Here is a 12,696-nt window from a genome sequence, read left to right on the forward strand (position 1 = left end):
GCATCCTCCCCGCCCCGTACTGGTTCGTCCCGTCCGGCAACGCCGGCCGGCCAGGCCAGACCCCGAACCCTCAGTCGATGCGCTCGTAGGCCGGCAAGGTCAGGAACTCGATGAAATCGGGGCTGAGGGCGACCAGCTCGAAGAGCTCCCGCGCCTCGTCGAACCGGCCGTTACGGAAGAAGTCGTCCCCCACGGCCCGGCGGATCCCTTCCATCTCCTCGTCGGCCACCTTCCGCACCAGCTCGGGGGTGACGGCGGGCCCGCCGTCCAGGCTGGCCCCGTGGTGGGTCCACTGCCAGACCTGGGCCCGGGCGATCTCGGCGGTGGCCGCGTCCTCCATCAGGTTGAAGATGGCCGCCGCTCCATTGCCCCGCAACCACGAGGCCAGGTACTGGATGCCCACGCTGACGTTGTTGCGCAGGCCCTCTTCGGTGATCCGCCCGCCGGGCACCCGCACGTCCAGCAGGTCCCGGGCCGTGACCTGGACGTCGTCCCGCTGGCGCTCCACCTGGTTGGGGCGATCGCCCAGCACCCCGTTGAAGACCTCCATGGCCACCGGTACCAGGTCGGGATGGGCCACCCAGGTGCCGTCGAAGCCGTCCCCCGCCTCCCGGACCTTGTCCTCCCGCACCTTGGCCAGGGCCACCTCGTTCACCTGGGGGTCCTTGCGGCTGGGGATGAACGCGGCCATGCCGCCGATGGCGTGGGCGCCGCGCCGGTGACAGGTCTTCACCAGCAGCTCGGTGTAAGCCCGCATGAAGGGGACGGTCATGGTCACCTGGGCCCGGTCGGGCAGCAGGAAGGCCGGATCGTGGCGGAACTTCTTGATCACGCTGAAGATGTAGTCCCAGCGGCCGGCATTGAGCCCGGCGGCGTGATCCCGCAACTCGTAGAGGATCTCGTCCATCTCGAAGGCGGCCAGGATCGTCTCGATCAGGACCGTCGCCTTGATGGTCCCCCGCGGGATGCCCAGGGCGTCCTGAGCCAGGTTGAACACGTCGTTCCAGAGCCGGGCCTCCAGGTGGCTCTCCATCTTGGGCAGGTAGAAATACGGGCCCGTTCCCTTCTCCAGCAGCCGGCGGGCGTTGTGGAAGAAGTAGAGGCCGAAGTCGAAGAGGCTGGCCGAGACGGGCTGGCCGTCGACCAGCACGTGCTTCTCCACCAGATGCCACCCCCGGGGCCGGACCACCAGGGTGGCCACCTTTTCGCCGAGGCGGTAGATCCGGCCGTCCGGGCTGGTGTACTCGATGGTGCCCTCCACGGCGTCGATCAGGTTGATCTGGCCCTGGATGCAGTTGTCCCAGGTGGGGGTGTTGGCGTCTTCGAAGTCGGCCATGAACACCCGGGCCCCGGAGTTGAGGGCGTTGATCATCATCTTGCGGTCCACGGGGCCGGTGATCTCCACCCGGCGGTCCTGCAGGTCGGCCGGCACGGGAGCGACCCGCCAGTCGCCCTCCCGGATCGACCGGGTGGCGGCCAGAAAGTCCGGGCGCGCCCCCGCTGCCAGCTCCTGCTGCCGCTCGGCCCGCCGCTGGAGCAGCTGGCGCCGGACCGGATCGAACTCCCGCTGCAGGCGGGCCACGAAGGCCAGCGCCTCGGGCGTCAGGACCCGCTCATAACCCTCCCGGATCGGTCCCCGCACCTCGATGCCGTCCAGGGTCACCTTGCACTCGACCTCCTTGGGGTCCGCCACCGGCCACCCCAGCCGCCCCGCCGCATCCCCCATCCCAGCCAAGACGCAGCCAAGCGCCGGCATGGCGCCCCCTCGACCCGTCTGCCGGAACGCCCACGGCCGCAGCCTGCACCCGCCCCGCCGGCCCGGGAGAAGGGACACCGGGCCCGGCGCAGGGTACGGGACGCCGGCCTCCGGCCCGGGCGGAGGGGCCCCGGCCCGAGCGCGGGGGTCGGGACGCCGGCCTCCGGCCCACGCCTCTCCGGGTCCGGCGCCGGTCCCGCCGGCAGGCCGCTTCGCAGCCCCGCGGCCGCCGGGCACCGGAGGACACTCCGGGCCGCCGCGGCCGCCTCCCCGGGTGGCACCGGCACCCGCCTTCCCGGGCGGGGCAGGGTGCTGGCCCCACCGGCCGGGGCGGCGTGGATGTTTTTTACAGCACCATGGTCCCTTCGCCGCCCCCGGCCCGCCCTCCTGCCCCAATCCGCCAGTGGACGGGTTGGGGTGGCGGACGGCCGGCAGGCGGGCGCCAGCGGCACGCCGCGCCCCCTCCCCCACCACCACGGCCCGGCTCCGGTTAGCCCCCTGCCCCGTTTTCGCCCCGGTGCGCCCATGGCCCGTTCCCTGCGCCTCCCCGCCGCCGGCAGCCCCTTCGCCCAGCGCCGTCCCCGGCCCCGGCGATGGGGGAGGCACGCTCACCCGACCACCTCCCCTGGCACCGCCTTCCCTGGCGGGCCGCCGCCTTGCCAGGCCCCCCGGTGGGCGCCCAAGGCCCGGAGCGCGGGTGGGGGCGGGGCATCCCGCCGCCGGGACGGCCCGAACGTCCCGGACCCGAACGCCCCGCCCCGCCCGTTCATCACCCGCCCTGTAACTGCCGCAGCACCTGCACGCCCGTCTGGTAGACGAAGAAGGCATAGAAGGCCGAGAGGGCCACCAGGCCGAGCCGTGACAGCCAGCCGGGCCGCAGCTCCGGCGGGAGGATCCGGGTGTTGAGCCAGAGGACCAGCAGCCCGCCCAGCACGAAGGCGACCCCGGCCATGTTGGCCACCAGCAGGACCAGGGTCAGGGGGTTGTAGGCGAACAGGAAGGCCAGCCACACCGTGACGACCGCCAGGATGATGTAGTAGACGACCCGGATGTCGTTTCGGGTGAACCGCCCCAGTCCCGCCGCCCACAACAGGTCCGTCAGGTGCCGCACCACGGCGTCGGTGGCGTTGATCTGGGTGCCCCACAGGACCCAGAAGCCGATAAGCAGGACCCAGACCCAGCCGAGACCGCCCAGGAACTGGGACACGGCGTGGGCCTGGATCGCCGCGACGTCATAGTTCCCCTTGAGCGGCGTGCCCGGGGCGATGAGCCCGACGGCGAGGAGGACGCAGAGGTACATGCCCAGCAGGCAGCCGCCGAAGTAGAGCGTCCACTGCTCCCAGCGGCAGTAGCGCAGCCACTCCCGGAACCGCGCCAGGCTGTCGGCCGTCAGGTCGAAGACCTTGCCGGTGGGCGACACCTCCACCTTGCGGCCGCCGATCAGGGCCGGGATGTAGCCCACCTGCCCGCCCATGCCCCAGCCCCGGTCCCGCATCCAGTTGGAGGCCGCCATGTTGAGGACGCCGCCGGTGGCCGCGTAGGCGGCGAAGCCGCCGATCAGGGTCCAGTTCACGCTGCCGCCCTCCCCCGACGGCAGGAAGCCGAACTGGAAGAACCCGGCCGCGACCCGGCCCCACCACTCCCACGGCACCAGCCACAGGTCGAGGACGATCAGGCTCAGGAAGATGAAGACGACGGCGAAGGTGGAGACCCGCGCCAGGGTCCGCTCGACCCGGCTGCCGAAGGTCACCACCAGCATGACCAGCAGCATGGCCAGGATGCCGTAGACCAGGACCAGGCCCTTGTCGGCGTCACCGGGCAGCCGCCCCAGGTGCAGGGCGGCCAGGGCGGTGGCCGAGGAAGCCGCCCAGCCCGGCGAGACGGAGAGGATGCAGATGAGCGCCCAGACCGGACCCCACAGCCACCGGCCGGGCCAGAGGCGCATGAGGCCGGGGATCACCGACTCCCCCGTGGCCAGGGTGTAGCGCTGGCACTCCAGGTTGAACACCGTCTGCAGGACCGTCGCCACGGTGGCGATCCACAGCAGGGCCGGCCCGTACTGGATGACCGACCGCGGCCCCAGCAGCCACTCGCCGCTGCCGATGGAGATGCTGAGCAGGATCGCGCTGACGCCGATCATCTTGAGGAAGTTCCGCCCCGTGAAGGGCGGCGGTGCCGGGAGTTCGCCGACCTCCATGGCCGGACCCAATCCCATGGGCACCGTCCGGACGCCGTTCGCCACGGTTCACCCCTCCCTGCGGCGGGCCCCTTTGGGCCCCGCCGGCGGTGGCCGTCCTCCCGGACGGCGGTGCACTGGACGCTGGGCGCCGCCTTCCGCCCCGGCTCCCCCAGAGCCCCGGGGCGGCGCGGCCGGTTCCACCGGATTCGCTGGCGATGCCCCGGCCCGGTGCGGGTCGCCCCTGCGGCCCCTCCCCGGGCTCCCACCCCCTTCCCGTCCCCGTACTGCTCTCTATGAAGAGGCGGCCGTCCCGACCACCTTGCCGGGGTTGAGGATCCCCCAGGGATCGAGCAGCCCCTTGAGGGAACGCATCAGCGCCACCGCCTCGTCGCCGTGCTCGGCGGCCAGGTACTTCACCTTGCCCATGCCGACGCCGTGCTCGCCGGTGCAGGTCCCGCCCCGGGCCAGGGCGTCCCGGACGATGCGCTCGTTGACGGCCTCGGCCCGGGCCACCTCCGCCGGGTTCTCCGGGTCGACCATGAAGATCACGTGGTAGTTGCCGTCTCCCACGTGCCCGAGGACGGCGGCCTCCAGGCCGTGTTCCTCCGCCACCTGGCGGGCGAAGCGGATGCTGGCGGGCAGCTGGGAGAGGGGCACGCACACGTCGGTGGCCATCATCCGCCGGCCCGGCGACGCCGCCGCGATGGCCAGGGCCGCCTGGTGCCGGGCCTCCCAGAGCTTCTCCCGGGCCGCGGGGTCCGTCTCGAAGGCGAACTCCACCGCGTCCTCCAGGGCGGCCAGCTCCTGGGCCAGGGCCACCTCCTCCCGGACGGCCGCCTCCGGGCCGGCGAACTCCAGGAACAACGTGGGCCGCTCGGGATAGGCCGTCCCCTTGTAGCCGTTGACGGCCCGGATTGTGGCCCCGTCGACCAGCTCCACCCGGGCCACGGGCACGCCGGCCCGGATCAAGGCCACGGCCACGCGGGCGGCGGCCTCCACCGTGGCGAAGCCGGCCCGGGCGGCCAGGACGAACTCCGGCAGCGGGTAGACCCGCAGGATCGCCTCGGTGACCACGCCCAGGGTCCCCTCGGACCCGACGAACAGGGCGGTCAGGTTGTACCCCGCCGACGACTTCACCGCCCGGCTCCCCGTGCGGATGACCTGGCCGCCGGCCAGCACCACCTCCAGCCCCAGCACCTGGTGTTTCATCGCCCCGTAGCGGACGGCGTTGGTCCCGCTGGCGTTGTTGGCGATCATGCCGCCGATGGTGGCGTCGGCGCCGGGATCCACGGGGAAGAACAAGCCCTCCCGGGCCAGGCGCTGGTTGAGCCGGGAACGGGTGAGGCCGGGCTGGACGCGAACCAGGAAGTCCTCGGGGCGGATCTCCAGGATGGCGTCCATCCGCGTCATGTCCAGGCTGACGCCGCCGGCCAGGGGGACCGTGTGGCCCTCCAGGCTGCTTCCCACCCCGAAGGGCACCACCGCCACCCGGTGGCGGGCGGCCCACTCCAGCACGGCCTGCACGTCGGCCGTCGACTCGGGGTAGACCACCGCCGCGGGCAGGCGGGGCGGATGGTAGCTGAAGTCGTGGCTGTGGTGCTCGCGGGCCGCCTGGCCCGTCACCACCTTGCGGGCATCGCCCAGGCGGGCCCGCAGGTCCTCCAATTCCGCGGGGCCCGGTTGGGACAGCGACGGTTGCGGCGATGAGGGCGTCGACATGGGCCGGGTCCTCCCCTTCGGATGGTTTTCGCGTCGTTGTGGTCCGGGGCCGTTCCGGTCCGGGGCCGGACGGCACGGGACCGGACGGCCCGGTCACGGCTGGCGCGGCGGCCGGACGGCGGGCGGCCGGGGCCGGGACCGGAACCGGGGCGGTACAGGCCGCCGGTGCAGGGCGCCGGGGGCCACGGCCCGGCGGCCCTGGCTGCCGCGGCCAAGGGCGCCGCGGCCAAGGGGGCGCTGCCCCTCCCTGCCCCCCTTCACCCGCCCGCCGCCGTCTCCTCATAGGCGGCGGCCAGCAGTTCCACGGTGTGGACCACGGGGATCGCCAGTCCCGCCCGCTCCAGGCCCTGGCGCAGCTGGACGATGCACCCGATGTTGCCCGTCGCCACCGCCTCCGCCCCGCTGCGCCGGATGGCCGCCACCTTGCGGGCCTGAAGGGCCCGGGCCACCTCGGGCTGCTCCAGGTTGTAGGTCCCCGCCGAGCCACAGCACAGGTCGGGTTCGTCCAGTTCCACCAGCTCCAGGTTCGGGATGGCCGCCAGCAGCTGCCGCGGTTCGGAGCGCACCCCCTGGCCGTGGGCCAGGTGGCAGGCGTCGTGGTAGGCAACCCGCCGGGGGGCAGGGAGCGGCCCTGGCGGCCGCAGGCCCAGCTGGCCGAGGAACTCCGCCACGTCCCGCACCCGGCCGGCCAGCCGGCGGGCGGCCTCCTCCTGGGGATGCCCGGCGAAGAGGTGGCCGTACTCCTTCATCGCCGACCCGCAGCCGGCGGCGTTGACCACGATGGCGTCCACGTCCTCGGGAAAGGCCTTGAGGTTCACCGCCGCCAGCCGCCGCGCCCGGTCCAGGTCCCCGGCGTGCATGGGCAGGGCCCCGCAGCAAACCTGGGCCGGCGGGATGATGACCTCGACCCCGTTGGCCGCCAGCAGGCGGATGGTGGCCTGGTTGATCTCGGGCGCCAGGACCTGCTGGACGCAGCCCGCCAGCAGGGCGACTCGAGCCCGGCACGGCCCCTGGGCGGGCACCACCTGGGGCAGGGGCCGGGCCGGGGGCAACCGGGAAGGAGCCAGCTCCAGAAGGGCCGCCAGCCGGCGGGCGAGCCCGCCCCCCAGGGCCTCCCCCGGGGCCTCCCCCGGGGCCTCGGTGGAGGTCTCGGCCTCACCCACCGTCCCTCCTGCGGCCGCGGCCGGCCCAGGCGTGCCGGGGCCATGCCCAGGCTGGGGCTCGCCGGCCACCGCCGGGCCCGGGAATGGCGTCCCGCCGGGCGCCGGGCCCGCCGGCCGCGGGCTGGCATCCAGAGGGATGGCTGGCCCCGGAGCGGGGCCTGCCGAGCCGTCCGCGGCCGGTTCGTCCGGTAACCGCAGCCACCGCCGCGCCAGGGGGGCCGCCACCGCCGCCAGCCGCACCGCCCAGCGGAACCGCCGGGGGTCCGTCAGGGTGGCCAGGAGGGCCCGGCGCAGCCACCGCTCGGCGGCTGGCCGGGGAGCCCGTTCCTCCCTCAGGGCGCGGAAGGGCGTGAGCAACTGGCCGTACTGCACCCCCGACGGGCAGGCGCTGACGCAGGCCAGGCAGCCCAGGCAGCGGTCCACGTGCAGGGCCACGCTGCCCGCCACCGGCAGGTGGCCCTCCAGGGCCTCCTTCATCAGGTAGATCCGGCCCCGGGGCGAGTCCATCTCCTCGCCCAGCACCTGGTAGGTCGGGCAGGCGCTCAGGCAGAAGCCGCAGTGGACGCAGGCGTCGACGGCCGCGGCCATGGCGGGCCCGGCCGGCCCCAGCTCCTGGATGGGGATCTGGTGCTGCAACGGTTCGCCCCCCTTGGGTTCGGACGGCCGCGACGGGCGACCGCGGCCGGGCCGGCGGCCGTCAGGCGCCCCCGGCCCCGGCGATGCCGGCGGGCGTGGGCTCCCGGACCGCCTCCCACCAGGGCAGGGCCGGGAACCGCCCGCCGGGGTCGAACACCGCCTTGAGGGCCCGGGCCACCGCCGTGCCCTCCGGCGGCACGAGGAAGGCGGGCGGCGGACCGCCCCAGCCGTCGCCGCTCCAGACCAGGGCGGGGATGCCCTGCTCCGCCAGCACGGCCCGCAGCCCGTCGCGCCGGGCCGGTTCCACCGGGTCGGGGAACAGGACCCAGGCGCCCGTGGCCGCCTGGGTGTACAGGACGGTCCCGCCGTGCCGCCGCCAAAGGTCGTCCAGGGCCAGGAGGCGGGCCGGACGGCCGTAGAGGCGCAGGAGGCCGCCCTGGGCGGAGCGGGTCCACGCCAGTTCCCGCAGGCCCCGCCACAGGGCCTCCTCCTCCGGGCCCGTGAGGATCTCCGCCCGGCCGGCGCCGGACACGGCGGCCCGCACCCGATCGAGCCAGGCCGGTAGGATCGCCGCCGGCCCCGCCACCCGCACCAGGAGGACATAGCCGGGCCCCACGCCGGGCCACGCCCCCGGCCCCGCCCCGGGTCGTGCCGCCCCCGCGCCGGACCACGCCCCTGGCCCCGCCCCGGGCCGTGCCGCCCCCGCCGCGGCCGGCAGGCGGTCCAAAACGCCCGGAGCCGCCAGTTCCAGGGCGTGGGGCTCCAGCGGCGAGCGGTAGACCGCCGCCAGGGCGGCGGCCGCCTCCTGGATGCCGGCGAAGGCGAGGGCGACCGTCCCCCAGGCCTCGGGCCGCGGGAAGACCTTGAAGGTCAGCTCGGCCAGGACCCCGAAGCGACCCATGCTGCCGCAGAGGAACTTGGGCAGGTCGTAGCCGGCCGCGTTCTTCACCACCCGGCCGCCGCCCCGGACGACCCGGCCCCGCCCGTCCACCAGGGTGACCCCCAGGACGAAGTCGCGCACCCCGCCATATCGCAGGCGGCAGGGGCCGGAGACGCCCATCGCCACCGTCCCCCCCAGGGTGGCGCCGGCGTCGACCAGCAAGGGGTCGAAGGGCAGGTACTGGCCGTGGCGGGCGAGCACCGCCTCCAGCTCCGCCACCCGCGTCCCCGCCCGGACCGTCACGGTGAACTCGGCCGGGTCGTAGTCGACGATCCCCGCCAGGCCGGTGGTGTCGACCACCAGGGTTCCGGCGGGAAGCCCCTCCGGCGGGTCGGAATCGGCGCCCCCGTCCCCCCGGACCCGCAGGGTGCCGGGACCATCCCCGCTTCCTCCCACCGCTCCTTGGGCGCCGGCCCCCCGGGCCCCGGGGACCCACCCACCTCCGGCCGGCCCGGAACCGGCCTTGGTCCCCCCACCCCGGGGGATGACCCGGGACGCCTCCCGGACCAGGGCGGCCAGTTCCTCCACGCTTTGCGGACGCAGCGCTGGGACATCACCGCGGTCGGAGGCTGGCGCGGCGGTCGTGCCGGAACCGGCGGAGGGGTGGCCGGGCGGGTGGCCGGGCGCCTGCGACACGCCGCTCGGGGTGGTCACCGCGGTTCCCGCCGCCGCGGCCGCCACCGGGCTGCGGACGCCCGGATCCCCAGGGCCGGGGGGCGCCGGTTCGTCCGGGAAGACCTTGCCCCGGTTGGCCAGCTCCTGGGGATCGAAGGTGCGGCGGATGGACCGCATCAGGTCCAGGGTGACGGGGTCGAACATCCGCGGCAGGAACCGGCGCTTTTCCAGCCCCACCCCGTGCTCGCCGGTGATGGAGCCGCCCAGCTCGATGCAGGTCTCGATGATGGCAGCGGCCAGCTCCTCCGCCCGCTGGACCGTCTCGGGCGAGCGGTCGTCGAAGAGGATCAGAGGGTGCAGGTTGCCGTCGCCGGCGTGGAAGACGTTGGCGACCCGGAAGCCGTGGCGGGCGGCCAGCTCCTCGATCCGGGCCAGGGCCTCCCCCAGGCGGGTCCGGGGGACCACGCCGTCCTGGACCAGGTAGCCCAGGCTGATGTGGCCGACGGCCGAGAAGGCGCTCTTGCGTCCCTTCCAGAGGCGCTGGCGGTCGGCCTCGTCCCGGGCCAGCCGGATCTCCGTCGGCCCCGAGGCCTCGATCACCGCCATCAGCCGGCGGAAGTCGGCTTCCACCTCATCGGCGGGACCGTCCAGCTCGACGATCAGCAAGGCCCCGGCCTGCCGGGGGTAACCGGCGCCCACCGCCGCCTCGGCAGCATCCATGGCCAGCCGGTCCATGATCTCCATGGCGGCGGGCAAGAGCCCCGCCCCCACCACGGCGCTCACCGCGTCCCCCGCCTGGTCGAGCCGCCGGTAGGCCGCCAGGACGGTCCGGACGGCCTCCGGCCGCGGCAAGAGGCGCACGGTCACCTCGACCACCACGCCGAACTGGCCCTCGGCGCCGGTGAAGAGGCCGGGCAGGTCGGGGCCGGCCACGTCCAGGCTGGTGCCGCCGAGGCTCACCGTCTCCCCCGTGGCCAGCACGACCTTCATGCCCAGGACGTGGTTGGCCGTCATCCCGTACTTCAGGCAATGGGCGCCGCCGGAGTTGAAGGACACGTTGCCGCCGATGGTGCAGATCACCTGGCTGGAGGGATCGGGCGCGTAGTAGAGGCCGTAGGGAGCGGCCGCCCGGCTGATCTGGAGGTTGACGACGCCTGGTTCCACCACCGCCAGCCGGTCGCCGGGATCCAGGTGCAGGATCCGGTTCATCCGGTTCAGGGCGATGACGATCCCGCCCGGCACCGGCACGGCCCCGCCCGAGAGGCTGGTCCCGCTGCCCCGGGCGACGAAGGGGACGCCGTGCTCGCGGCACAGGCGCACCGTGGCCTCCACCTGCTCCCGGCGGGTGGGCAGGACCACCGCCAGGGGCCGCGACCGGAAGACCGTCAGCCCGTCGCACTCGTAGGCCGCCAGCTGGGCCGGGTCGGTGTGGATCGCGCCGGAGGGGTAGATCCGGCGCAGGGCGGCGAGGAAGGCCCCCCGATCCCCGTGCTCCCCCATGAGCATCGCCCCCGATGCTGCCCGCGGCGCCCCCGGCCCACGCGGGGCGCTGCGGGCCGAGCGTGCGCGGATCTCGGACCGCCGATCGGTGGGGATATGGGATTCCTATTCACTGCCCGCGGCCGAGTTCCTGTTTCCGGAAGGGAAGGGGCCATGGCTGGGGGTCGCGCGCCGCCTGGACGAGGCCGCGGCCGCCGCAGGTAGGAACCGGCTCCCGCCAGGGCGAAATGTGCCCCATCCCTTCTTCCCCGAGACGTGGCAGAACGGAGGCGGTGCGGTGTTCGACGGCAGCGGGGTCCTCTTCTTCCAGCAGGCGTCCAACCCCCTGATGGACGCGGTGGCCCAGGTCTTCACCTACCTGGGCAGCGAGTACTTCTACATGCTGGTGCTGCCCTTCATCTACTGGTGCGTCGACCGGCGGCGGGGCCACCAGCTGGCCTTCCTGTTTCTCGTCTCCATGTGGCTCAACGGCTGGCTGAAGGACCTGGCCAACATGCCGCGGCCGTCGGCCGCCTTCGACGGCGTCCGGGTGCTGGTCCGGGAGACCAGCCCCGGCTTCCCCTCGGGCCATGCCCAGGGGGCCGTCACCCTCTTCGGCTACCTGCTCATGGAGTACCCGGCCCGCTGGTGGCGGGCCCTGGCCGTGGCCCTGATCGCCCTGATCGCCTTCTCCCGCCCGTACCTGGGCGTCCACTACCTGGGGGATACCCTGGGCGGGCTGGCCATCGGCCTGGCGATGGTCGCCCTCTTCCGCTGGGGCTTCCGGCGGGGATGGGGCGGGACCTGGCCGCGGGGCCGCAAGCTGGCCTTGAGCCTGATCGGACCGCTGCTCCTCTTGCCGCTTTACGGCGAATCCGTGGCCTACCAGACCCTGGGCTTCCTGATGGGCTTCCTGGCGGGCGACCTCTACGCACCGGACGCCCTCCCCTATTCGACGCCCCCGCGGCCCGGGATCGCCGCGGCGCGCATGGCCCTGGGCCTCGCCGGCTTCGCCATCCTGTACGGGCTGCACGGGGCGCTGATCCCCAACGGCCTGGCGGAGCTACCGGGGTATGCCTTGCTGGGCCTGTGGGTGACGGCCGGGGCGCCGTGGCTGTTCCGCCGCCTGGGTCTGGCGGACGAACCGGCCGCCCGGCGGGGGGCGGCCCCTGGCGGGGCCGGGCTGGCGGTGGCCGGCGGGTCTGGGGCCTCCCTGGCAGGGGTCCGGGTCCGGCCCGCGCCGCCCCTCCGGCCGGCGGCGGAGGGGGCGGTCCCTGCCGGGGCGCCGGCGGGGCCGGTTCGTCCCCTGCTGCGGCTGGCGGCGGGGTTCGGCGCGGCCGCCGTGGCGGGCACCCTGCTCACATTACCGCCCGTCGACCGGGCGGCCTTCGGCCCTATGGCCGGTTCGTCCGCGGACCGTCCCCTGCCCCTGGTCATCGCCCACCGGGGCGGCGACCTGCGGCCCGAGGACACCCTGGAGAGCTTCCGTTACGCCGCCGCGCTGGGGGCGGACTGGATCGAGATGGACGTCCACCGGATCCGCGACGGCTCCCTGGTGATCCTCCACGACGAGACGGTGGACCGCACGACCAACGGCCAGGGGGACATCCACGCCATGACCTTGGAGCAGGTCAAGGCGCTGGATGCGGGCTACTGGTGGACCCCGGACCAGGGCCAGACCTATCCCTACCGGGGCCGCGGGCTGACCATCCCCACCCTGGAGGAGGTCCTGGAGGGCCTGCCCGGCCAGCGGCTGCTCATCGAGCTCAAGGACGACGACCTGGCCCTGGCCGAGGCCGTGGCCCGGGAGCTCCAAGAGCATGGGGCCACCGGCCGGGTCATGGTCGCCTCCTTCCACGACCGGGTCCTGCAGCACTTCCGGGCGCTGGCCCCCGAGGTGCCGACCAGCCTGGCCAGCGGGGAGGCCTTGCGGTTCGTCATCCTGCAGCGGTTCGGCCTGACCCCCTACCACCGGCCGCCGGCCATCGCCCTGCAGGTGCCGGAGTACCAGGGCATCCTCAAGGTCTTCTCCAGCGGGCTGGTGCGGCTGGCCCACGACCGGGGGGTGGAGGTCCACACCTGGACGGTCAACGATCCCCGCAAGATGGAGCAGATGTTCCTGGCCGGGGTGGACGGCATCGTCACCGACCGGCCCGACCTGGCCCTGGAGGTGCGCAACCGCCTCTTCGGCGCAGACCGTCCTTGACAT

At 74.4% G+C, this 12,696-nt stretch carries 6 protein-coding genes; 1 reads left to right on the forward strand and 5 read right to left on the reverse strand.

Features of this window, described 5'->3' with window-relative positions:
• Positions 1-70 precede the first annotated feature (70 nt).
• The 5 genes from aceB to ACYQ02_RS05830 all read right to left on the reverse strand — a co-directional run bounded on the left by aceB (position 71) and on the right by ACYQ02_RS05830 (position 10,508).
• A complete protein-coding gene (gene aceB / locus ACYQ02_RS05810; RefSeq protein ID WP_460039500.1) occupies positions 71-1,756 on the reverse strand; it encodes a malate synthase A in 1,686 nt (561 codons plus the stop codon).
• Positions 1,757-2,525: 769 nt separating this feature from the next.
• Positions 2,526-3,998, reverse strand: a complete 1,473-nt coding sequence (locus ACYQ02_RS05815; RefSeq protein WP_460039501.1) for an Nramp family divalent metal transporter — start codon at positions 3,996-3,998, stop codon at positions 2,526-2,528.
• Between the two features lie 228 nt (positions 3,999-4,226).
• The gene (locus ACYQ02_RS05820) at positions 4,227-5,654 is read right to left on the reverse strand and encodes an FAD-binding oxidoreductase (protein ID WP_460039502.1); all 1,428 of its coding nucleotides are present in this window, start codon (positions 5,652-5,654) and stop codon (positions 4,227-4,229) included.
• Between the two features lie 257 nt (positions 5,655-5,911).
• Positions 5,912-7,453, reverse strand: coding sequence for a heterodisulfide reductase-related iron-sulfur binding cluster (locus tag ACYQ02_RS05825; protein ID WP_460039503.1), 1,542 nt, complete (start codon positions 7,451-7,453; stop codon positions 5,912-5,914).
• 61 nt (positions 7,454-7,514) lie between these two features.
• The gene (locus ACYQ02_RS05830; protein ID WP_460039504.1) at positions 7,515-10,508 is read right to left on the reverse strand and encodes an FAD-linked oxidase C-terminal domain-containing protein; all 2,994 of its coding nucleotides are present in this window, start codon (positions 10,506-10,508) and stop codon (positions 7,515-7,517) included.
• Positions 10,509-10,785: 277 nt separating this feature from the next.
• Between ACYQ02_RS05830 and ACYQ02_RS05835 the strand changes: the two genes are divergently transcribed.
• Positions 10,786-12,693, forward strand: coding sequence for a glycerophosphodiester phosphodiesterase family protein (locus ACYQ02_RS05835; protein WP_460039505.1), 1,908 nt, complete (start codon positions 10,786-10,788; stop codon positions 12,691-12,693).
• Positions 12,694-12,696 lie beyond the last annotated feature (3 nt).

It is taken from the genome of Thermaerobacter litoralis (assembly GCF_054654595.1).